This is a genomic window from Vibrio sp. Hal054, from assembly GCF_037162405.1.
GTDB classification, from domain to species: Bacteria; Pseudomonadota; Gammaproteobacteria; order Enterobacterales; family Vibrionaceae; genus Vibrio; species Vibrio diazotrophicus.
Window position 1 is genome coordinate 361,377 of sequence record NZ_JARLUT010000002.1, and the last position, 23,141, is coordinate 384,517.

Genomic DNA, 23,141 nt, shown 5'->3' on the forward strand with positions numbered 1-23,141 from the left:
TGAGAATGAACATAGGGATATACATTTATGACGATGCCGAAGTCTTGGATTTTTCCGGACCGTTTGAGGTGTTTAGCACAGCTAAGAGATTAGCGAACAACGATTGGAATGTGTTTTTGTTTGCTGAAAAGTCGAATTTGGTGAAAGCTCGCGGAGGCTTTGAGGTGAAGCCTCATTTTTCATTTGAGACGGTCCCCAACATAGATCTTCTGATCGTCGTTGGTGGCGTTCACACTGAAGAACTCAAAAAACCTACAGTCATCGACTGGATTAAGCAACATGCAGCAAAGTCAAAGATTGCTGCCTCAGTGTGTACCGGCGCATTTTTGTTAGCAAAAGCGGGTGTGACAGATAATCATTCCGTTACAACACATTGGGAGGACATTGCAGATTTAAGGCGTGACTTTCCTAAGTTGGATGTGCAGGAGAATGTACGCTGGGTTAAGCAAGGTAACTTGGTTGCTTCAGCTGGCATTTCGGCAGGTATCGATATGAGTTTGTTTTTGGTGTCTGAAATTGCGTCTATGGATTTGGCTGTGAATACTGCAAAACAAATGGAATATGATTGGCAGAAAACTGTTTAGGTTAAACTGCTTGGGTTAGAGAGCTGTGGCTAATACTGATTAATACAGCTTAGCCACATGCTAGCTGCACTCTTGGCATCACACGCTCAGGGGTGCCAAGAAAATAGCCTTGATACATATTAAGATTCAGTGCTTTCATCGCTTCAAACTGCTGTTCTGTTTCAATTCCTTCCACTACTGTTTTAGCGTTAGCATTCTGCGCTACTTCAATTGCATCAAGCAGTGGTGACGTATCGCCGTTCATATATTTCATCAGAAGGGTACGATCAAATTTGATGATATCTGGAGAGATGAGGTCAACTCGGTCAGAGTTTGAAGCTTGTGAACCATAGTCATCGACAGCAATGTGAAAACCGTAATTTGAAAGGGTTTGAGTCGCTTCTTTTAGCAATTCATTATCGTCTGAGTGTTGCTCAACAATTTCCATGACTATCTGTGGACGTCTAAGGTTGAGATCATTTATACGATTTGATAATCGGCAGGACAAATTTTCGTTTTGGACAAGAAGTTGGCCAACAGAAGGTAACAGATTTAGAAATAGCCTGATGTTTTTGAAAGGGGAGTTGGCGAAATTTCTTATATGAATCGCTCTGCTTAATAATTCGACATTAATTTGATCAACTTGATTATATTGATCCGAATAAAAAAATAAATCAGGACGAATTTGTCTATGTCCATTTGTATATATTCTGACCAAGGCTTCCACACCAACAATTCTCTTTTCTCTAGAAAATATGGGTTGAAATACACTCCGTAGCGTCATGTTTTTATAATGAGCCACATATTGTCCCGTGTTATCGAAACGAATGTACTTATCGTATTGGTGTTTATTAATAAGAATCATAGAATCAGCTATATCCCAAAAATAATATTTAATTTACGCATCCATGCGTCAAATTGTTTTGATTCACGTCATAGTATTGACGATATTAATATTCTGTCAATCATTAATATCGAGATCAAAAATAGCAAAAGATCGCGACGTGGATCGTTTTAATGATCGTAAAAATAGAAAACCTAACTCGTACAAGTTGAATCTCATTAAAGTGCCATATTATATAGTGTGTGATGCTAAAAATTGTGTAGTTACGTTGTATTTAAGTGTTATATTTTGATGCTTTCATGATGATCTTAAATTTTATTTTTAGCCATACATGATCCTATTTAGATGCTTTACTTGTTTGATGTTTATTAACGATCGTCAAAAAAATCTTTATTTCGTATATAACGACTCATTAAATGATATGAAAATGGTCTTATAGCCCATGAAACAATACTTTTACCTAACCTGAGTAACGTTGGTGTATTTTCATAAACTCTTTCGTTGTGTAACCACAATAATTTACCCACGTGCCAATAGTAAAATGGCAAGGGGGTAAAAATGTGACGATATCTAAGTCGCAACACACACGATATGTTTTATGTGACAGCGAATATTGTCTTTTAAATTGATAACCACCAATAGCTGGCTGACCAAACGTTACCACTCGTTTTATTGATTTCGGATATTTCTTCTCAACTAAGTCTGCCAGAACAGTCCCTATTGCTCCGCCTGATGAATGGCCAGTAAAGGTAACTTTTTTCCCTAGTTCAATCAGAGGAACAATATAGCTTAACAATCGTTCGTAAACGGAGACTCCAAGCTTATCGGTGTTGTAGCCCGGTCGGCTCTCTTGCAATATCAAGTATGAATAACCAGCATGAATGGGATAATGAGTGCAAAGTGTCTTTGGTGTAATTTGCCACATCCCCAGATTTAATAGCCAATCCCAAAGTGAATGAGATCCTTTGATCACAACAATAACTTCCTCGCTTTTCTTGCTCCAAAGTACCCGCATCATGACTTTACCAAATCGGTTATAGACAATGCGCTGACCGTTTGGATCGAATCCGTAATTGGTCTGTTTGAATATTCTTGGATAAGCGAGATTACATAGCACTGCATATCTTTCGTACTGATAGCGCTTTAGGCTTTTCACGATAAACTTAACGGTTAGGTTTTGATTTACTATGAGTCAGAAATATGTAGAAAAAGTGACAGCAGGATAAATTTTGAGAAGATAGGGTTAGGGGATATGGGGAAGAGTTATCCCCACTGTAATACCGCATAAAGTTGGATGTATTTTCTCACTAACTGCTGATTTTTCGAGTGTTTTAATGGATGTCCAAACTTAATGTAGCAAGGACTGATTTGATATCGAGCTTCTAAAGCTTGAGTTAAAAGTGAATCGCTCTCGTAAAGCGTTATGCCTTGTGCACTGTACTCATCAATTTCGTCGGGTAATTGCCCTGTCCACCAGTGAAGTAATTCACGGCTTTTTTGACTTTTGCTTATCCAGTGATCCGTTAAAAGAATAAGAAGATCGTTTGGTTGGATAGCATAGGCATATTCTTGCTTCCACTGAAAAATATCTCTCATTAACTTGTCTCGGCACGTTTTGCCGGCACTGACTAAATGATGAGTGAGTATCCAAACTGTTCCCATTTCACAAGATACACGGAAATGGTGAGGCATATCGGTATGATGAGTTGATTCTATCGAATCATAATCGCAGGTGTGACCAAATTCCGTTAAGGTGCGCGACAAGCGACGAGCGAAAGCCAGCCCTAAATGGTGTTCACTCATTCCTTTGTTATGAATAGTAGGATAGTGCTTTTCACACAATCTCAAGCAGTCTGTTTGAAATTCATTGACGCTTTGTGTGACCAGGTCCAATAACAATTACTTATTCTCCATAATTTAAGCTCAGCTAGATTATCACAGTTACATCTTGTCTCTAGTGATAAATGATGGTTTTACTTCACCAAAATTCGATTTTAATGTTTCTCTAATTGCCTAATTTTGAACTGCCGCAGTGTTTCAGTGAAAATCATCAGTCTTGTTGGGTATAATAAGCACCTAATTTCATTTCGGGAGATGACGATGAGTGATATTGAGTTTACTCAACAACAGAAAGAGGGCCTTACCGAAGCTCTACAAAAATACTGTGCTGATGAGTTAGGCATAGAGCTTGAACAGTTTGATGCATGGTTTCTGTTAGAGTTTGTTACAAATAAGATCGGCCCAGTTTATTACAATAAAGGTCTGTCTGACGCTCAATCTGTCATCGAAAGAAAAATGCTTGATATCGCAGATGAGCTCTATCAAATTGAAAAAGAAAGCGAATTTTAATCTTTCATCTCGTTTTCGTGTTTTAAAGTCATTCGATTTTTCTGAACAAGTTCTTCAATCTGTATGGCTAGCGGCAAGGTAAATATTGGTAAATACTCTGTTAACACTATGTATCCAGTGATACCGTTTTAATTGGATGTTGGTATCAACAATAGTGATGGTATCAATAATGGTAATGAGAGAAATAGGTATGAGTTCCGAAGTTACACACTACAACGCGGTGACGCGAATTATCCACTGGGTTTCTGCGGTGGTGATTATTGGAATGTTTGCCGTCGGTCTTTGGATGACGGATCTTTCTTACTACAGTACTTGGTACAAAACGGCACCTCACTGGCACAAATCTGTCGGATTGCTACTTGCGGTAGTAACACTATTTCGCATTGTTTGGAAATGTGTGACGGTGTCACCCAAAATGGATGGTTCACCACTAGAGAGATTAATGGCTAAAACTGCCCATTTCTTTATCTATTTTGATTTGATGGTGCTGTTTGTTTCTGGATACTTAATTTCAACCGAAGATGGTCGTGGGATCGATGTGTTTAATTGGTTTACCGTTCCGGGAGCGGGAGCTCTATTTGAGGGGCAGGCTGACTTAGCCGGTTTTGTACACCTCTATGCGGCCTGGGCTTTAATCGTCGTTGCTGTGTTACATGCACTTGCAGCATTTAAACACCATTTTATTAGTAAAGATAATACGCTACGCAAAATGATAGGAGTATCGTAATGAAGAAAACGTTATTGGCAGTTGGATTAGCTGCAAGCATGATTGCATCTTTTGGTGCAAGCGCAGCGGATTATGTGATTGATTCAAAGGGAGCTCATGCTTCCATCAGTTTCAAAGTTAGCCATTTAGGTTATAGCTTTATTAAAGGACGCTTTAATAAGTTCGATGGAGAATTCTCTTATGACCCAAATAACATCAACGCATCTTCTGTTGAGGTGAATGTAGATACCACAAGTCTGGATTCAAACCACGCAGAACGTGACAAACATATCCGTAGTGCAGATTTCATTGATGCGGCTAAATTCAGTACTGCAACATTTAAGAGCACTAAAGTTGTCGACAAAGGTGACGGCAAACTAGATGTTATGGGTGATTTGACGTTACACGGTCACACTAAGAGCATTACGATTGATGCTGAGTTCATCGGCGCTGGTCAAGACCCATGGGGTGGTGAAAGAGCTGGCTTCGAAGGTTCGACACGTTTAGAACTCAAAGACTTCGATATTGCAGTGATGGGTCCAGCGAGCTATGTAGATATGGAACTTCATATTGAAGGTGTTAAAAAGTAATTTGTAAGATTTAAGAAAGCCCCTGCATGCAGGGGCTTTGTTTTTTTGCCAACTGATGTTTTTGTTTTGTTATTGTCTGTTATGCACGTTCTAGCTGCTGTTCTTCTACAACGGTTAGACGTTCTCCATAAATTGGACGAAGGGCTTGTAGTACGTGATGACGCTCAATCATTCCAACAAACTGTCCGTTGTCTAATACAGGAAGTTGGTGTGGCTTTTGAACTTTCATGCTCTTAGCTCGTTCTTCAACTGATAAAGTACTTAGACGTGTTGCAATTCCCATGCTTGTCGTTGGGTAAAGCTGTTCTCTGTCGATGCAAAGAAACTCGGCAACATCAACCAACTTGTCATTGACATCAATGGCGATAACATCACGTGACATTAAATCAACCACCTTTTGATCCTTAGCTGGAATGTAATTCTGACACCAAAGCTCTACCATCACATCATGAGCAGAAAAAATACCCACTAGACGATTATCCATATTCACCACTGCTGCAACGTTTACTTGATGATCTAGCAGTTTATCGATAGCAGCTTGAACTGGCATATCTGCACTGATAGTCAACGGATTTGGATCCATAATGTCTTTCATAGTAATGGTACTTTTCATAGTTGTTTCCTTACCTGACGAAATTGGTGTTGTTTGTGTTATTGATGAAATTTGGGCTGAGATAAGTTTTGGTCGGCTATAAATAGACCAGTTTGCAAGTCCCACTAAAACTGCGCCGCCAACAATGTTCCCGAGAGTGACAGGGATTAAGTTGGAAGTTATAAAATGCAGAATGTTGAGATCGGAATATGCTGAAGAACTGACACCTATTTGTTGCCAAAATGAATCTGGAGCAAAGTTATGTATCACTATGCCTAGAGGGACCATAAACATGTTTGCGACACAGTGTTCAAAGCCACTTGATACAAACATTGCTACCGGCATAATTGTCATCGCGGCCTTGGTCATGGCATTTGCAGAGCTAAAGGTTAACCATATAGCTAGGCAGACCAATAAGTTACACAAAACACCAAGAGAAAAAGCTTGTAGTGTGGTGTGGTGAAGTTTGTGTTGAGCAATATTTAGGGCATTTAGACCCCATTGACCATGATCTAATTGATAAAGGCCCGCTGAAGAGACCAGTAGAAGCAAAAACATCGCACCTATAAAGTTCCCTATGTAAACCTTTCCCCATACAGCAAGCATTTTGCTCAAACTAATCTGTTTGTTTGCCCAAGATATGCTGGATAACACAGAGCTGGTAAACAGTTCACCACCGCAGATAACAATAAGTATTAAGCCCATACTGAATGCTAAGCCGCCGACAAAACGGTTCAGGCCCCATTCCGCGTTTGCATTACCGGTAGTTACAGTAATGTAAAACAAGAATGCTAGGCCTATAAAAGCACCCGCCATGATGGCAAGACTTATGGTCATTCCGCTTGATTTTTGAGCTTTGCTTAATGCGAATTTCTCAGCTTCCGCCATCATCTCTTTCGGCGAAAAATAATGTTGATTGTAAGACTCAGTTGACGCCATGTCTGGTCTCCCAATAGATAACCATAGTGATACTCCTTATTAGAAAACAACACCTTATGTGCTGATTCGTTACTAGGTTAACGGTCGGAGTTTCACTAAGTAAAATTGATAATATTAAAAGCCCTTATCAATTATGTTGATATGCTGTGTTTAGTCGGTAGAATGCAACCGAATGCTCATAGAAGAGCAAGAGGATTTGGTAAAAGGAGAAAGAGTGCGATGAGATATTCACTGAAGCAGTTGGCTGTATTTGATGCTGTTGCCGACACTGGCAGTGTCAGTGTTGCTGCAGAGAAATTGGCTTTAACTCAATCGGCAACAAGTATGTCACTAGCACAATTGGAAAAAATGCTTGGTCGCCCGCTCTTTGAACGCCAAGGTAAACAAATGGCGTTAACGCATTGGGGCATGTGGCTTCGTCCAAAGGCTAAGCGTTTATTACAAGACGCTCAGCAGATTGAAATGGGCTTTTACGATCAGCAATTAGTCAGTGGTGAGATTTCTATCGGAGCCAGTCAAACGCCCGCAGAACACTTGGTGCCAGACCTCATAAGTATTATTGATAACGACTTCCCTGAGATTCGAATCGATCTGAGCGTAAAAAGTACCCAAGCGGTTATTGAAGGTGTACTGGACTATAAATTTGATTTAGGCATCATCGAAGGTCGCAGCGATGACAACCGTATCCATCAGGAAGAGTGGTGTAGAGATCATTTAACTGTCATTGCTTCTTCACATCATCCTTTTGCAAAACGTGCCACGGTCAGTCTCGCTCAGTTAGAACAAGCCAAATGGGTTCTACGAGAAAGAGGTTCGGGCACTAGAAAAACTTTTGATAGTTCTATTCACCATTTAGTGGAAGATCTGGATGTGTGGCGAGAATACGAACACGTACCTGTTCTTCGTAGCCTAGTTGCTAATGGTCCTTATCTTACCTGCCTGCCGTATTTGGACGTAGAACGTTACATTGAAATGGGAAAACTGGTTGCGTTAAATGTGCCCGAGCTAAATATGGAGAGAACACTTTCATTTATTTGGCGAGCCGATATGGCCGAAAACCCTTTAGCAGAATGCATTATGCGTGAAGGCTTTAGGATGATGAAAGGGCGATCGCTTTTCCTATAAAATATCTGCTCATACGTTCTACTTTTATCTTTGTAAGTTGATGCAGTCAGCCACTAGATGGTTCATTACGGTTTGTGTTGATTTATCGTTTGCGTCACTAAAAATGTGTAACAAGATTGTGGTGTACATTTTATATGTGATATGCATCACTTTATAGTAACATCACTACCTTTAGTATCTATGCTCAATTCACTGATGCGGTTAACAAGCAAAAGCCGCTTCCTAGAGGGTATGATGAGCACACTTTTAGCAATCGCAATCACGACTGGTATCCTTTCTGGCATATGGGGATGGGTAGCCGTTTCATTTGGTTTACTCTCTTGGGCAGGATTTCTGGGCTGCACTAGCTACTTCGCTGCACCCAAAGATGGTGTTCGCGGCTTACTGGAAAGTTATGCGACGAACCTGACGGGTGTTTTCTGGGCGATGGTCATTATCAGTGGTGCTCAGTATATGTCTATCGACATTCTTGGCTACGTATTGACCGGCATCGTATCATTCTTGATGTGTATTCAAGCGAAAAAGCAATGGCTTAGTTATATCCCAGGAACATTTATTGGCTGTTGTGCCACGTTTGCTGCAAGTGGCGAATGGCAAATTGTGATTCCATCATTATTGCTAGGTGGTGCGTTTGGTTTTTCAATGAAAGCGAGTGGGTTATGGCTGCATAAACGTGCATCAACAGAAAAATCACCTCACCATTCAGTGATAAATGAACAAGCTCAGTGAGTAATAGCTAGTATCAATATTTCTTATATTTCTCTTCAATTGTTATTTGAACAACTTATTAATAGCAAAAAGGCATACCCCAAAGTATGCCTTTTTTGCTAATGCTCACTTGAGCAGATTAATAGAGTGTTATGTATTACCATTGGCCATAGTGATTACGCGTTTTAGCGTCCAGCGAAGAAGCACGGGGATGCATTCCACGCCACCAGCTTCGCAATGAGAAACAATGGCTAATGCCAGATCCGGTTTAGCATGTTTTTTGAGCACTCTTGTGACCACTTTTTTTGCAGGGATAGGTTGGTCATGCGGGATCTTCACCATGTCTTTAAAGAAAAATTCAAAGCCGTGTGAGTAAAGGAAGTGTTCGATGTCTTTGTCTGGTAATTCAGTTAAACGATGTCTTTGTTGATCATGCTCAAGCATATTGATAACCGTTGCTGAGTACTTTTTCCCAGCTGAGTCGCCATCAGTGACCACATGCCAATCGATACCAAATGATTTGGCCACCTTAATCAAAGACTTGAGTCCAGATTGCGCGAATTCGATGATCTGCACACCTTCAGCAGCTAGGTTATAACCGCATTGTCTTGCCAGTTCGCTGAACAACCAAACTTCTGTTTCACCTTCGACTAATAACCAGCAACGAGCAAAAAGAGCGCCTGTACGATGGAAGCGGATGTGGAAACCAATTCGTCTAAGTTCGTCTTGCCCGAATCCTTTTATTGGCATTGAAGTGGCAATGGTTTTGTCAGATTTACGCACTAATCGGCGAATTGAATGAATGGGAACAGAACCTAATAACTCACCACTATTGGTGGTTAATATTTTTTGCATTGGTAACAGTTCGAGCAAGCTCCATGCTCTAGCCAGATGAGTAGGGTGCAAACGGCCTTCTGGATCTTCGACGATCAATATAGGTCTAGCGCAGCGGCGAATATCTTGTGGTCCTTTTGCCTGCAAGTAAGCATTGAGAAGCCCTAAGAATAAAAGCCGTGTTTGTCTGTCTTTCGTCTCACCGACAATTTGCTTCAAACTTTTTCCGTTGGTCGGTGTTGAATAAACCAAACTGTCTCGCTCTAGGCGAGGATTTTTTCGGCTCTGACTTTTAAACGAAAAATAGTGGTCAACCAATGCATTCATCGCATTTAGGCTGCTTCGCATTTCACCCTTGTTAACGTGACCGGGAATGGCCATTAGGCGACGGCAGGTATTATCAATGCGTTTTTCAACCCGTTCATTTTCACTGTTGGTTTTACCAAATGGTCGAATGAAACGGCGTGAGTCGCGCAGACGAATGACAGGATGCAAGCTCATCAACTCGCGAGCCAGTTTCTCACTATGATGGACAGCAATTGGGTTGCCTTTTAAATCGAGAAAAGTATAGGTAGTGGCTATATCGTATTTAACTCGAGAAGCACTAACGCGATAAATAATGCGATGCATACCTTCTTCGTCTTCACACCATATAGGCTTTAACTTTCTGTATCGACCCGCCCGGTATTCGTTTTTGTCTGTAGTGACAAAGCTCAGCACGATTTGTAAATTTTGAGTCTGTGGATGGGATACGGCGTAATCTACATGAAAGTCTTGTAGTTCAAACTGATAAAGCTCAGAAGATGCGGGTAACATAACTGAAAGAGCATCGAGCAAAGATGATTTGCCCCACGTGTTTTCACCAATCAAGGTTGTTAATTCATCAAATGAAAGAGATAAGCGACGAATACCTCGAAAGCCAGAAATTTCGATACGTTCTAATAGCATCGGCCAACTCCTCATGCCTCGGATACCAAGGAGGCTAGTTATGATTTTTATTTAAGCATAATGTAAAACTGCAATATAAGCAGACGGTTACCTCACATAAACCTTATAAGTGGTTTAAGTGTTGATAAATCAAGCGATGCGTTTATGTCAAACTTCCCAAGTTTCTTTGCATTATCGTTTCATTACTATCACGAATCTGTCATGATCTGTGCGCTAGGATTAGAGTGAAAGAAAAGAGAACACACAATATGAAAAATAGAAAAGACACGAAAAAAGTAACGTCAATCACTCTGACACACATCAACGATACCCATTCTTATTTTGAACCTACGTCATTACAGTTAACTTTAGATATCAATGGTAAGACACTCACGCCTTTCGTTAGTGCTGGTGGATTTGCTCGTATTGCAACACGAGTGCAGCAATTGCGCGAAGATGCACTCCGTATGGAAAAAGGGTTTATCTTTTTGCATGCAGGAGACTGCTTTCAAGGCACATTGTATTTCTCCTTATTTAAAGGAAAGGCAAACGCAGACATGCTAAACGCAATTGGCTTAGACGCGATGGCATTGGGTAACCATGAACTTGATATGGGGAATGAACCGGTCGCTATCTTTGCCAAGCGTACCAACTTTCCTCTTCTGTGCGGAAACTGGGATCTTTCTAATGAGCGTTCAAATAAACAACATCGCTTATCAGATAACGAATCGGTTAAATCGTTTAATCAAACATTGGGTTGTGCCAATTGGATTACCAAAAATGTAGATGGTAGCGACATTGCTATCTTTGGTCTTTCATTAGACAAAATGGTTGATATCGCAAACCCTGATAGTGATACGCCGTTTATGAATGCACTAGAAACAGCGAAGACCACAGTTGAACAAATACACAAGGCTGGTATCAACAAAATTATCCTGTTGAGCCACCTGGGATATGACGCAGACAAAGAACTTGCACGACAAGTGAATGGCATCAGTGTCATCGTTGGTGGCCATAGCCATGTGCTGCAGGGCGATTTCAGCGCTTTGGGCTTAGAAGCTCAAGAAGAGTACGGCCAACGAATCAACAATACATATGTTGTCCAGTCTGGTTTGTATGCGTTAGCGCTGGGACATTGCCAAATTGATTTTGATGAGCAAGGTAATGTCATTAGTTTCGAAGGCAGAAATGAATTGTTGTTAGGGCGTCGTCTGTTTATCGATGCAAGTATGAGTGAAGCGGGCAGTGATGGTACGCACCTAGAAGCTTGCGAATATGTAAACAATCATCCAAATGTGGTGGTCTGTAAAAAAGATCCTGATGTGCAGAGTATTTTGATCAACAAATATATTCCTAGAGTCAGAGAGCTTCAGACGCAAATGATCGCCGAAGCGCATAACTCATTAAGACATGTGCGTGTGCCCGATGAAAATGGCCCAAGTGAACTAGCGCCCTTAGTCGCCCAATCATTTGTACATGCTATGCGTGAGCGTGGACATAAGGTGCAGTTTGCCATTCACAATGCTGGCGGTGTACGAACCTCCATCCAACCGGGAAGACTCTCGGTTGCCGATATAGCTGGAAAGTTATTGCCGTTTGCCGTGCCGATTGGCGTTTATTCTGTGAAAGGGAAAACAATTGCACTCACACTTGAAGGTGCTATTAATAACGCAATAAACAACGGTGTTGATGGTACTGGTTCGGGAAGCTATCCCTATACTCACAACTTAAGCTACCGCTATCACGCAGATAAACCTGTTGGTCAGCGCATCAAAGACTTAAAAATCTGTATTGATAACCAATGGCAACCTGTTGAAACTGAGACAGTTTATTGTGGTACATCATCTGCCTATACGATGAAAGGTAAAGAAGGCTATGATGCAATAACTGCAATGAAAGGTGAGGGTTACGTAAGTAACGTTTCCATGGCAGATGCCTTTATTGGCTTACTGTCAGCTCAGCCAGAGCTGTTAAATAACAGACCAATAGAGCAATTACATAGCCACAACGAATAACATGGCATAATGTTTGCTGGTTAAGTTTCAGTCTTTATTTCTCAAAATACGAGAAGGAAAGGGGGAAACATGTGGTTTCAAGACTGGTTTGATACAGCAGTTGTCGTAGGGTGGATAGGTGCGTGGTCCGCGTTAGTGTACTTATTACCCATTGCTGGTTTTTAACATTTGCCAAGCTGTTTAAGGCATAAGAAGGAAGGAGCTATCAAAGGCTCCTTTTTTGATCCTCATACTAGACGCTAAAAGCAGTGAGGAGTTAAATTTTCGCATTACCTGGATTGCGATTATTGTTCTTTGTTTTACAGGGAATGATGCATAATTTTATCTATCTTAAGCCAGCACTGACCCTCATTATGCTGTTTATTGGTTTGAAAATGTTGTTGGTGGGCTCCTCATGGGAAATTCCGACCTAAATTTCTTTGCTTGTTCTTCTATTCACAATGACTGTGGCAGTTCTGTGTTTAGTCATAAAACAGAAGCCGTCAGAGAGAAATGAATTAATTCACGTAAAATCAGAGGAATAGGGCTTTATCTTACAGTGTGTCAGTCGCAGAGAAGTAATGGGATAGTGTTGGCAAAATAGTTAAATTTTCATTTGTTAACAAGCTGTATAAATTTATTAGTCCATGATTGCTTGTGGAATAATTAGTCAGTTCGAATTCGGTTTGCTGGTTTTTTAGTCATGTAATTTGATTTTATATTTTGTAGTATGTAAACAGCTTGTTTCATTAGAATATCTAATTCGAATGCCCAAATTTTGTCATTTTTTAACGGGCAAATTATTACCTATCATTGCTGCAAATACAGAAAGTTACCGGATTTATTAAGAGAGGCTATCATGGCACAAGCAATGTATATGGGTAGTGTAGCAACGACCACCTCTATGGATAAAAAAACCTATGCGGTTAACTTCAAAGGATTGATAGCTCATTTGATTGATATTTTGTTTGTAGATAACAAACCAGCGACTCATTACTACAGTGCTGATTTGTCTAGCCATATCCAACGTGATATTGGTCTGCAGCGTTAATCAAATGCGTACGAATTAAAAAGCCGAAAACTCTAAGAGTCTTCGGCTTTTTTGATCTCTGCAATGCAGTGCGTGGCTTGTGAAATGGCTGCGTCAATATCAGCGATTTCACAAGCAACATCAGGCATTATTTTTTACGGCAATACTCAGCAATAATGTACATTGACTGACCGTTAGCTTTACCAGAAATAAGTTTAGGATCATCAGCTAAGCTAATACCACGTACCACTGTACCTTGCTTAATCACTTGAGAGGAACCTTTAATAGGTAGGTCTTTAATGATTGTGACGTCGTCACCTTTCTTAAGTTCTACACCGTTAACATCGCGTGGTTTCTCTGCGTCATCGTCCATGCCGATTGCAGCCCAGTTTGCGATTTCTTCTTCCATGTACATCATGTCTAGAAGATCTTGTGCCCAGCCTTCAGTCGCCGTCAGACGTTTAAGCTGACGCCATGCAAGCACTTGTACAGGTGGTACTTGGCTCCACATACTGTCATTCAGACAACGCCAGTGATTCGCATCTGCCGTCCCTGGTTCTTCGATTTGACTCTTACAAGTCTCGCAAAGCATCGCAGAGTGATCTACGGTAACTTGTGTATGTGGCGCAACCACAAACGGAGTTAAAGAAGTTTCAGCAGAGCATAGCTCACATTTAGATTCGCAGCGTTCAAGCAAAGTTGCTTCAGTAGACATATTACCCACCTTTGTAAATTTCGTGAGGGCGTATTATCCACTTTATGCACAGGATTTAAAGGGTTATTGATACAATCTACAAATATCATATACATATAACCTATAGTTTTACGTTTATCTTACAAATGGCATAATCGCGCTCCAAGTTAAACTAAGAGTAGAACAGATTTGTGGAACTATTAAACACGGAATTACTCGGTCACCCTCTTCGTCTCGAAGGCTCCATGGCTGGATGGCAGCAATTGTTTTGGAACAATACCTTGGTCTCACAACGGGAAGCCCAAGTTGATGATTCGACTACAATCAATCATCACTTTAAGCTGCAAAGAGGCGAGCAGGTCATTGAATGTCGGCTCGAGGTGGATTTAACATGGCAACCTTTTAGTCTCAACTATCGCGTATTGGTTGATGAGCAGCTTGTTGAAGAGAGCGTCAGAACGGAAAAGGACATCGAGCGACAGGTTCCGTTTACGCCGCCACCTGCTGAAAAACGCTTTAGTCTGATTGGTATCGTATCGCTTGGTATGAAAGCCCTGAAAAGTGCCAAGTTGATTAAAGTGGTGCTCGCTTCAGCAAGCCTCGCTGCATATTCTTGGTTGTTCTCTTATCAGTTTGCGTTGGCTTTAATCCTATGCTTAGTGTTTCATGAATACGGTCATGTAAAGGCAATGAAGTATTTTGGTATGCGTACCAAAGGTATTTACTTAGTTCCGTTTTTGGGTGGGCTTGCACTGAGTGACGAAAAGATAAACACGCGTTGGCAAGATGTGGTTATCTCGATTATGGGGCCTTGCTTTGGTTTCATACTGTCGCTGATTTTGTTAGTCGTCTATTGGATAACAGGAAGTCAGTTATGGGCTGCTCTGGCTGTGTTTAACGCGTTCTTAAACCTGTTTAATCTGTTGCCTATATTGCCTTTAGATGGCGGGCACGTATTAAAGAGCATTAGCTTTTCGATGAACAGCCGAGTGGGGATGCTGATCTGTATTGTGGCTATTATTGGCGGTATTGCGCTTAGCTATGCATTGGGACTAACCTTGCTGGGATTCCTGCTTATCATGGGGTCACTGGATTTGGCATTCGAATGGAAACACAGGCATCACAGCCATCTATTACCTTTAGATAGATATGGGCAGATTGTTTCCTCTGTCTGGTATATAGGATTATTGATAGGCTTAATCAGTATTATTGTGGGCTTTGCGACTACCGGTGACACCTTGCTCAGCTTACCGCTATTAATACTTGGAACATAAAGCTTGAGGAAGAGAATCTAGAACTCATATCAGAAAGGGAGCATTTGCTCCCTTTTCTATATTTGGCAATTTGGACTCTTAGCGCTGCTTGCAGGTAATGTTTGTATTTTATTCGCCAACTCTTGAATTCGAGTGCTGTGCGATGGGTGAGTAGACAGTAGTTCTGGTGGTGCACTTCCACCCGAAGCTTTTGCCATGTTTTTCCACAAATCAATACTCTGTTTTGGGTCAAAACCAGCTTTAGACATCAGTTCTAAACCAACAATGTCAGCTTCGGATTCTTGCGTTCTTCCATAAGGAAGCAGAACACCATATTGAACACCGACACCAAGCGCAGCCATGGTTAATTCACGGTATTGAGAATACTCAGAAGCACCAAGTGCAATATCTGTTATCTGTAGTCCCGCATTGGCGAGCTGTGATTGTGACAAACGCTCATTACTATGATCCGCTAGGACGTGGGCAACTTCATGGCCTATAACGGTAGCCAACTGATCCTGATTAACCGCAACCTTCAATAACCCTGTGTAGACACCTATTTTACCCCCAGGTAGCGCAAAAGCATTGACTTGGTCACTGTCAAAAACCACCACTTCCCATTGAGAAAAGTTTGGTTGTTTCGGTACATAAGCGGTAATGGTATTTGCTACGCACTGCACATAAGCATTGGTTTTAGCATCTTTACTAATAGGTGTATCGATTTTCATCTGTTCAAATGACTTTGCTCCTAAACTGCTCATATCTTGATCAGAAAAAAGGATCAATTGATTTCGCCCAGTAGGAGACGAGCTACAGGCGGCTAAACCGAGTGAAGTAAAGAGCAAGGAAGCTTTTATTATCTTATTCATCGTTCGTTCCCAGTCATAAATAATAGGGTTATAGTATCAATCCAAATCTTTACCACTACAATACTAAATCTTTAAATCGATTCAGGGCGTTACGATGGAAATATGGAAGAAACCAATAAGCTTAGAGATCCTCAATGCAAGCAACAAAAATACACTAATGGAACATCTCAATATTGTGTATACCGCTTTTACTGAGAATACGGTTACTGCAACCATGCCCGTTTGTCATTTTACTCATCAACCTTTAGGCATGTTGCACGGTGGCGCCTCAGTCGTCTTAGCAGAGACTTTGGGTTCAGTAGCGGCAAACTTCGCTGTGGATAATGAGAGTTATTGTGTCGGTTTAGACATTAACGCAAACCACATTCGTTCGATGCGTTCAGGGCATGTTATCGGTACTGCTCATCCAGTACATATTGGTGTTTCAACCCAAGTCTGGCAAATCAATATTACAGATGATCGCGAACGTTTAGTTTGTACAAGCCGTCTGACTATTGCGGTAAAGAAAATGCGCAATGAACGCCAGCAATTGCGTACAGAGGAATAAATGGTTATTGAATTCAAATTCGGTAAAATTATCGCCACTCAGCACGAAATTGTGATTCGTCTCGACGGTGAACATCGTGTCACTCTACAAGCGAGCACGGATGCGGTTCAACTGCTAGGCAATGGGGCAAATGTCATTGTGGTTAATTGCAGTGAAGCTAAATGGTCAATGAAACTGGATAATCAAACACAGTTGGAGCAACTTGCTGAATGTTTAGGTTGTTCTATTCACTAAAATTATTATCAACTCACTTGCATCAATAATTGAAAATAGGGAAACTCACTGAAAGTTTGAGTTATGTGAGATTTCCTCTTTATGAGTAGCCCCCGCTTAAGAGTTCAGTTCGAAACATTGTTTGAGCACTTCAATGGTCAAGATGCCAATGCTCAGCTTGAAGATGTCGTTGATATTCTGTTTTGTACACGCCGAAATGCGCGAATAGTACTTAATAAAATGGAAGAAGAAGGTTGGATAGAATGGCATCCAGCGGCAGGACGAGGAAAACTATCCAAACTCATATTTAAGCGAAGTAGGGCTGACGTCAGTGAAAATCTTGCTCGGCGATATCTTGATGAAGGTAAAATTGCTCAGGCTTTTTCTGTACTTGACCATGATGCCAGCAAGTTAACTCAAGTGATTCAAAGCTACCTTGGCGTTCAGCACCAAGAAGGGCTTCAAGTTGTTCGACTTCCTTACTATCGTCCGCTTTCGGTGCTTAATCCATTAAAACCAATGCGTCGCTCGGAGCAGCATATTGCTCGTCAAATTTATAGTGGCTTAACCCGCTTTGACGAAGCAGAACAGCTAAAACCCGATTTGGCCCACGCCTGGCAACCTATTACACCTCAGCATTGGCGGTTTTACTTGCGCCCGGGAGTCCGTTTCCACAATGGGAATCTTTTGACGACAGAAATGGTTGTTGAAAGCTTATGGAATCTTCGCTTCGTTAATCTATTTTCACACATCGATAAAGTTGAATCGCCGGCGGACTGCATTGTCGATATCTGGTTACAGAAACCTGATACTCGCTTACCGTTGCTGTTAGCAGAATGTTGTGCAAAGGTGCTTATACCTGAATCGGAGCGTGGAGAAAACTTTGATTTGCTGCCTATTGGTACTGGACCGTATAAGGTTGTGTTGAACGACGAAAAACGACTTGTCCTGCAAGCTTTTGACAACTATTTCGGATTTCGCCCCTTGCTTGACCGCGTTGAGGTATGGGTCATTGATGAAACACATTCGTCGATGGTCTTTCCCAGCCTTTCTAATCCCGTTAAAAATAAAAGGGGCTCATCGACTGAAGATGTAGATTTAGACCCTGGCTGCACTTATTTGCTGCTCAACCGTCGCGATGGTATTGCCGCAGATGAAACATGGGCTGAATACTTGTGTCACAAATTAAGCGCAATGAACTTGTTTAAGTTGATGCCTGAACAAAACATTGTGGAGCTAGGTGTATTGCCTGCTCACGGTCTGAAACCCGGCTGGTATCATCAAGTCCCTGTAAGTCACAGTGTCACACCTACTGAACCTAAGCGACTTACCGTTGCTTATCATGCTCAGCACCCAACGTTTCCTATGATTGCTAAAGCCATCGAACAACTTCTTAAGGAAGATGGTATCGGCGTTGATTTTATTAAATATGAACTCACGGTTGAAAATGCCAGAGAAGTGGATATTTGGATTAAGCCGATGGGGATTGCTAGTCATAGAGATGATGCCTTAGCCGGATGGCTTCTTAATGATTCTGATATTGAACATTTGAGCCGACCAGACGATTTCCGTAGGTGGTCGGGTTTAATTGACCAATGGCGTGCTGAATCGCAAGCAAACTTTCCGGGCAAAGAGATTGGTAAGTCTCTTGTAGAATCACGACAGGTTATTCCGATGTTTCACTGTTGGTTGGGTGTCAGCAAGGACCAATGTGGTTCATTGCAGAATGCTAAATGTAACGCTTTAGGCTGGTTTGATTTTAGTCAGGTATGGGTTAAGCCTGAATTTGAGTCTGGCTTTGCTGAGTAGAGTTCGAAATGGCAAAACCTAACAAAAAACAACCAGAAAAAAGTGTCGATATCTATTGCAGCAAATGCCGCACCCAACTATTTAAGTACAAGAAAGGTGGCAAAGGGGCACTAGTAAAATGCTTCAAAGAGCGGATCGTACAAAACTACGTAACAGAAGCGTGTAAATGTCCAAATTGTGCCAGTGAATTTGCTCGGGAATGTATGATAAGGGGCGCTCCAGCCTACAAAATTATCGGTGGGAAAGTCACAACAAAGTAGTCCTTTCGCATGATTTTTATTTCGCTAAAAAGGTTAAGAAAGCGAATGAAAATTTAAATTTTTTAACAGAAATGTACGGAAATTGATCAAGGTCGATAAAATCGTTAATTTTTGTTCTTATGAGTAGATTAAGTTCATATAAGTGTTAGAATTGCGCCGTTAAATTTATTAGGCCAAATCATTTTCAATTTCTTGGAGTTGTCATGGAATTAGCGCTAATCATCACTTTTATCGTCGCGGCTTTAGTCATGGTGAAAAAAGAGATGGCAGAAAACAAATAATTTATCGCATTTACATCACTTTTCTATACCTTTTTGAATGCAATAAATCACTATCATGAAGCCAGCTTTAGCTGGCTTCATTCGTTCTAGCCTCAGTAAAACAACTTCTTAAGTATAATTTCTAAGAAAATGTCGCTAATATCGATCCGTCATTCATTTATGTAATCTATAAGAGATTTGCAAACTCATCTGCGGATTGACTTAGAGTTTTACTTTTAGAATAAGGATATCGTTTTGCACAGCCCTATTACTCTTGAAGCCCTGCATATTCTCGATGCAATTGATAGAAGAGGTAGTTTCGCATCTGCTGCTAATGAACTGAATAGAGCGCCTAGCTCTTTGAGTTATCAGATTCAAAAGTTAGAGCAAGACCTAGATATCATGATCTTTGACCGTTCTGGACATAAAGCCAACTTCACTGAAGCAGGCAAGCTGCTTTTAGAGCGAGGTAGGGCAATTCTTTCTGCGACCGAAAAACTGGTTAATGATGCGACTTTGTTGGCCAACGGATGGGAGCTCGATATTACCGTTGCTTTCGATGGCATTATTCCTGTCGCTTGCTTTTTCCCTATGGTTGAAGAATTAGGCAATGTGAGTAAGACGCGCATCAGGCTACAAGAAGAAATTCTAGCTGGTTGCTGGGAATCTCTAGCAACAGATCGCTCGGATATACTTGTTTGTCCAAAAGTGGATACGCTACCTCAAGATGTTAAATCTGAAACTCTGGGCACTATGTCTATGGTATGGGTTGCTGCAACTCACCACTATGTTCATAAACGGAGTGGTGAATTTAATGAAGAAGCAAGGCAAAAGTATCGCGTCATTGCTATTGCCGACACGGCAAGAGATCAGCCTGCGATGAGTGTGAATATTCTTCAGAAGCAGCCTCGTTTAACGGTTACGAATTTTAATGCTAAATGTCAGGCGCTGGTGGAAGGTCTAGGCATTGGGTCTTTGCCAAAACATGTCGCTGAGCCTTTGATTAAAGAAGGTAAGCTAAAAATCATCAGCGGTACTCAGGCATGGGATATGGAACTGATCATGGCGTGGCGAAGAAATAAGATTGGCGAAGCGAAATCTTGGTGTATTAAATACCTCAAGAAAAATTGGAAGCTCGTTTAAGATCGACACTAGGCAATAGGATCTTAATGATCCTATTGCCCGTTTTATTATGATTCAGGGTTGAGAGGCAACAGCATATCAGCCGTACCATCTTCAAAGTGCACATCAACCTCAAAGCCTAATCTTTGAGCCAGTGTTAACATTCCTCGATTGGTTGGCATTGTCATACCAGACATTTGCTTCGTGCCTTTAGCCTTACAGTAATCGATGATTCTACTCATCAATATTTTCCCAAGGCCTTTTCCTTTTACATCGGTACGAATGAGTATTGCAAACTCCGCATCGGTGTTTTCTGGGTTGATCAACGCTCTAGATACGCCAATGATTTCTTCTTTGGTTCCGTCTTTGATTACGGCGACAAAAGCCATCTCTCTGTCGTAATCAATCTGGGTTAAATTCGCTAAAGCTTCATGGTTAAACTCGCCAACATCTGAGAAGAAACGTTTATACAAATCTTCTTTGCTGACTTTTTTGATGAATTCCGCGTGATGCGGTTCATCTTCCGGAAGAATTGGCCTTACAGTGATGAGCTCTCCATCTTTAGCCCTGCATTCTTCAACTAATTCTGTGGGGTAAGGACGTATAGCGAGTCGGCTTTGTGCATCACCTTTAAATTTCTTCAAGGTTAAGTCGGCATCAAGTATGGTGAATTGGTTACCGTTTACCAGTACAGGATGAATATCCAATTCAAAGACTTGAGGGCATTCAACCACCATCTGTGAGATACGCACAAGAAACTCAGAAAGCCCGTTAATATCGATTGGAACAGGAAGCTTTTGCAGACGAATCTTCCCACTACGGATAGCACGCACGATAAGGTAACGCGCAAGCGTCATGTTTAGTGGAGGAAGCGCTGCCGCAGCATCCGTAGCTTCATTCCATTCTGAACCACCCTGACCAAGCAAAATGACAGGGCCAAAAGTACTATCGTGCTTAACTTTGATTCTTAACTCTTCACCGCCAGCAAGTTTCGCCATGCCTTGAACAAGTAGGCCATGGATATTGGCTGAGGGGTAGTGAAGCTGCGCTCGGTCAAATATAGCCTCAGCTGCACTGGATACTTCATGTGATGTTCTTAGGTTCAGCATCACGCCTTGAACATCTGATTTATGTGCGATATCCGGAGATCGCAATTTTACGGCTACGGGATAGCCGATCGTTTCTGCAATATGGACAGCTTCACTCGCATCACTTGCGATCCATGTGGGTAGTAGATTGAAGTTGAAACATTTCAGAAAGTTACCGATTTGATGGGTATCTAGATGTAGCTTATCGTTATTGTCTAAATGTTCATCAATCCACAATTTGGCCGCATTGACCTCGGACACGTGCACAGCCTCAGAGGTTGTTGGTGTCTCCATCAGCTGTTTTTGGTTTCTTCGGTATTCAACCAAATGCATGAAGGCCACTACAGCACTTTCAGGAGTTCTGTATGTTGGAATACCTGCTTGGTTAAATAATTGCCTTGCTGGTCTCGCAGTGAGTTCACCGGACCAGTTCGTCAGAATGTTAAACCGTCTTGCTCTTGGATGAGATTTAACTATGTCTATGATCGCTTGAGCGGTTTGTTCTGATTGTGCAATGGCTGAAGGGCTGTGCATGATCAAAATGGCATCTGCGTTATCACTATCCAACACCGCTTTTAACGCGTTGATATAGCGGTTATGATCCGCGTCGCCTACGATATCGATGGGGTTTCCGTGTGACCAGCTTTGCGGCAGGCACTGGTTCAATGCTTCGTAAACAGAATCTTCTAATTCTGCTAAACGTCCACCGTGATCTAACAATGTATCGGTTGCCATGATTGCAGGACCACCACCGTTGGTGATAATAGCAAGTCTTTCACCGCGTAATGGTACTGAGTGGGTTAAGGTCTCTACTGCGGCAAATAGTTCATGAGTATTGTTTACTCTCAGCATACCTGTACGGCGAATTGCTGAGTCATAGATGATATCCAGCGTATCATCTCCGCCAGTATGCATTTGTGCCGCTTTCTTACCGGCTTTTGTTCTGCCGCCTTTTAAAACAAGTATTCTTCTATTGCGTGATGCGGCCCTTGCGGCAGACATAAACCGTCTGGCGTCTCTTATCGTATCGACGTACAACAAAATTGCGTCTGTATGTTTATCGGTACTCAGGCAATCGAGTAAGTCTGCGAAATCTATATCTGTTGCATTCCCTAAAGATACAAATGCAGAGAAACCAATTTGTTTGTCGTTGGCCCAGTCAAGAATCGTTGTACAGACAGCGGCAGATTGAGAAATAAAAGCAATATTGCCCTTAGTTGCTGTAACGGGTGAAAAAGAACCGTTGAAATTTGCCCAAGGTAAAATTAAGCCCAGGCTATTAGGGCCTAATATACGCATACCCGACTGTTTTGCTATTTCATTACATTGAGCTTGTATCTCAAAACCTTGTGCGTCCAAAGTGTACATATCAGACGATAATACAATGACATTTGCGACTCCGAGGTCAGCTAATTGCCTTATTATGGACACATTACGGCTGGCATGAGTGCATAGAATGGCGATGTCTGGCACCAAAGGAAGTGAAGCAATAGTTTTGTAGGCCAGAACACCACACACCGAAGGATAGTAGGGAGTAACGGGCATAATGGCTCCGTCAAATCCGCCCTGAAGGAGGTTCTTCATAACGATGTTGCCAGAGCGAAAAGGGCGAATAGATGCACCAATTACAGCGACTGATTGAGGTTTAAGCAACTGACTTAAATTGTTCATGATAATCTCGCCATAAATTGACTGTGCTTATATCCTAACCAATTAATGATATATCTGTTTGCGTATTTAGTATCACTGTGATCATAACAGCACAGTTCAAAGGCTACTTTGTGTTCTAAATCACACGTTACCGTTATATATTAGTGGCCTAAGC

General features: G+C 41.5%; 21 protein-coding genes and 2 pseudogenes. 15 read left to right on the forward strand and 8 right to left on the reverse strand.

Going from position 1 to position 23,141, the window contains the following annotated elements:
- Positions 1 to 5: 5 nt before the first annotated feature.
- On the forward strand, positions 6 to 584 hold the full coding sequence (locus tag P4S58_RS17630) for a DJ-1/PfpI family protein (protein ID WP_337164961.1): 579 nt from the start codon (positions 6 to 8) through the stop codon (positions 582 to 584).
- A 49-nt stretch (positions 585 to 633) separates the two neighbouring features.
- Here the strand turns inward: P4S58_RS17630 and P4S58_RS17635 are convergent, their stop codons facing one another.
- The 3 genes and pseudogenes from P4S58_RS17635 to P4S58_RS17645 form a co-directional block, all read right to left on the reverse strand.
- Positions 634 to 1,428, reverse strand: coding sequence for an EAL domain-containing protein (locus P4S58_RS17635; protein ID WP_042487164.1), 795 nt, complete (start codon positions 1,426 to 1,428; stop codon positions 634 to 636).
- A gap of 347 nt (positions 1,429 to 1,775) precedes the next feature.
- A pseudogene (locus tag P4S58_RS17640) lies at positions 1,776 to 2,563 on the reverse strand (lipase family protein).
- A gap of 107 nt (positions 2,564 to 2,670) precedes the next feature.
- Positions 2,671 to 3,306 carry a hypothetical protein gene (locus P4S58_RS17645; protein WP_042487157.1) on the reverse strand — a complete coding sequence of 212 codons (636 nt, stop codon included), beginning with the start codon at positions 3,304 to 3,306 and terminating at the stop codon, positions 2,671 to 2,673.
- Positions 3,307 to 3,507: 201 nt separating this feature from the next.
- On the opposite strand from P4S58_RS17645, the gene P4S58_RS17650 reads away from it, so the two are divergent.
- The 3 genes from P4S58_RS17650 (at position 3,508) to P4S58_RS17660 (ending at position 5,052) form a co-directional block, all read left to right on the forward strand.
- Positions 3,508 to 3,756 (forward strand): DUF2164 domain-containing protein, encoded by a 249-nt coding sequence (locus tag P4S58_RS17650; protein WP_042487155.1) that lies wholly within the window; start codon positions 3,508 to 3,510, stop codon positions 3,754 to 3,756.
- A gap of 190 nt (positions 3,757 to 3,946) precedes the next feature.
- Complete coding sequence (locus P4S58_RS17655) at positions 3,947 to 4,483, forward strand: cytochrome b (RefSeq protein ID WP_042487416.1); 537 nt, start codon at positions 3,947 to 3,949, stop codon at positions 4,481 to 4,483.
- Entirely contained in the window at positions 4,483 to 5,052 is a 570-nt protein-coding gene (locus P4S58_RS17660) for a YceI family protein (RefSeq protein ID WP_042487152.1), read from the forward strand. Before P4S58_RS17655 ends, P4S58_RS17660 begins: the two co-directional genes overlap by 1 nt.
- 79 nt (positions 5,053 to 5,131) lie before the next feature.
- On the opposite strand, the gene focA is transcribed toward P4S58_RS17660, so the two are convergent.
- Positions 5,132 to 6,583 (reverse strand): formate transporter FocA, encoded by a 1,452-nt coding sequence (gene focA / locus P4S58_RS17665; RefSeq protein ID WP_042487149.1) that lies wholly within the window; start codon positions 6,581 to 6,583, stop codon positions 5,132 to 5,134.
- A 219-nt stretch (positions 6,584 to 6,802) separates the two neighbouring features.
- On the opposite strand from focA, the gene P4S58_RS17670 reads away from it, so the two are divergent.
- Positions 6,803 to 7,708, forward strand: a complete 906-nt coding sequence (locus P4S58_RS17670) for a LysR substrate-binding domain-containing protein (RefSeq protein ID WP_042487146.1) — start codon at positions 6,803 to 6,805, stop codon at positions 7,706 to 7,708.
- Positions 7,709 to 7,942: 234 nt separating this feature from the next.
- Positions 7,943 to 8,437 (forward strand): DUF1097 domain-containing protein, encoded by a 495-nt coding sequence (locus P4S58_RS17675; RefSeq protein ID WP_042487143.1) that lies wholly within the window; start codon positions 7,943 to 7,945, stop codon positions 8,435 to 8,437.
- A 129-nt stretch (positions 8,438 to 8,566) separates the two neighbouring features.
- On the opposite strand, the gene P4S58_RS17680 is transcribed toward P4S58_RS17675, so the two are convergent.
- On the reverse strand, positions 8,567 to 10,198 hold the full coding sequence (locus tag P4S58_RS17680; RefSeq protein ID WP_042487140.1) for an ATP-dependent endonuclease: 1,632 nt from the start codon (positions 10,196 to 10,198) through the stop codon (positions 8,567 to 8,569).
- Between the two features lie 248 nt (positions 10,199 to 10,446).
- Between P4S58_RS17680 and P4S58_RS17685 the strand changes: the two genes are divergently transcribed.
- From P4S58_RS17685 to P4S58_RS17695, 3 genes and pseudogenes are all read left to right on the forward strand, one after another.
- Positions 10,447 to 12,192, forward strand: coding sequence for a bifunctional metallophosphatase/5'-nucleotidase (locus P4S58_RS17685; RefSeq protein WP_337164965.1), 1,746 nt, complete (start codon positions 10,447 to 10,449; stop codon positions 12,190 to 12,192).
- 260 nt (positions 12,193 to 12,452) lie between these two features.
- Positions 12,453 to 12,716 (forward strand): annotated as a pseudogene (locus P4S58_RS17690) (hypothetical protein); the annotation flags it as partial.
- 314 nt (positions 12,717 to 13,030) lie between these two features.
- Complete coding sequence (locus P4S58_RS17695) at positions 13,031 to 13,222, forward strand: hypothetical protein (protein ID WP_042487131.1); 192 nt, start codon at positions 13,031 to 13,033, stop codon at positions 13,220 to 13,222.
- Between the two features lie 127 nt (positions 13,223 to 13,349).
- Here the strand turns inward: P4S58_RS17695 and P4S58_RS17700 are convergent, their stop codons facing one another.
- Positions 13,350 to 13,916 (reverse strand): PhnA domain-containing protein, encoded by a 567-nt coding sequence (locus P4S58_RS17700; protein ID WP_042487128.1) that lies wholly within the window; start codon positions 13,914 to 13,916, stop codon positions 13,350 to 13,352.
- Between the two features lie 170 nt (positions 13,917 to 14,086).
- On the opposite strand from P4S58_RS17700, the gene P4S58_RS17705 reads away from it, so the two are divergent.
- Positions 14,087 to 15,169, forward strand: coding sequence for a metalloprotease (locus P4S58_RS17705; protein WP_102969073.1), 1,083 nt, complete (start codon positions 14,087 to 14,089; stop codon positions 15,167 to 15,169).
- A 56-nt stretch (positions 15,170 to 15,225) separates the two neighbouring features.
- Here the strand turns inward: P4S58_RS17705 and P4S58_RS17710 are convergent, their stop codons facing one another.
- Positions 15,226 to 16,017: a M48 family metallopeptidase gene (locus tag P4S58_RS17710; protein WP_042487123.1), complete on the reverse strand. Its 792-nt coding sequence runs from the start codon at positions 16,015 to 16,017 to the stop codon at positions 15,226 to 15,228.
- Between the two features lie 94 nt (positions 16,018 to 16,111).
- On the opposite strand from P4S58_RS17710, the gene P4S58_RS17715 reads away from it, so the two are divergent.
- From P4S58_RS17715 to P4S58_RS17735, 5 genes are all read left to right on the forward strand, one after another.
- Positions 16,112 to 16,564 (forward strand): hotdog fold thioesterase, encoded by a 453-nt coding sequence (locus tag P4S58_RS17715; RefSeq protein WP_042487121.1) that lies wholly within the window; start codon positions 16,112 to 16,114, stop codon positions 16,562 to 16,564.
- Positions 16,565 to 16,798 (forward strand): DUF3389 domain-containing protein, encoded by a 234-nt coding sequence (locus P4S58_RS17720; RefSeq protein ID WP_042487119.1) that lies wholly within the window; start codon positions 16,565 to 16,567, stop codon positions 16,796 to 16,798.
- Between the two features lie 81 nt (positions 16,799 to 16,879).
- Entirely contained in the window at positions 16,880 to 18,586 is a 1,707-nt protein-coding gene (locus tag P4S58_RS17725; protein WP_042487117.1) for an SgrR family transcriptional regulator, read from the forward strand.
- A gap of 8 nt (positions 18,587 to 18,594) precedes the next feature.
- Complete coding sequence (locus P4S58_RS17730) at positions 18,595 to 18,846, forward strand: hypothetical protein (RefSeq protein WP_042487114.1); 252 nt, start codon at positions 18,595 to 18,597, stop codon at positions 18,844 to 18,846.
- 515 nt (positions 18,847 to 19,361) lie between these two features.
- Complete coding sequence (locus tag P4S58_RS17735; protein WP_042487111.1) at positions 19,362 to 20,249, forward strand: LysR family transcriptional regulator; 888 nt, start codon at positions 19,362 to 19,364, stop codon at positions 20,247 to 20,249.
- A gap of 47 nt (positions 20,250 to 20,296) precedes the next feature.
- Here the strand turns inward: P4S58_RS17735 and P4S58_RS17740 are convergent, their stop codons facing one another.
- Complete coding sequence (locus P4S58_RS17740; RefSeq protein WP_269350352.1) at positions 20,297 to 22,987, reverse strand: bifunctional acetate--CoA ligase family protein/GNAT family N-acetyltransferase; 2,691 nt, start codon at positions 22,985 to 22,987, stop codon at positions 20,297 to 20,299.
- Between the last annotated feature and the right edge of the window lie 154 nt (positions 22,988 to 23,141).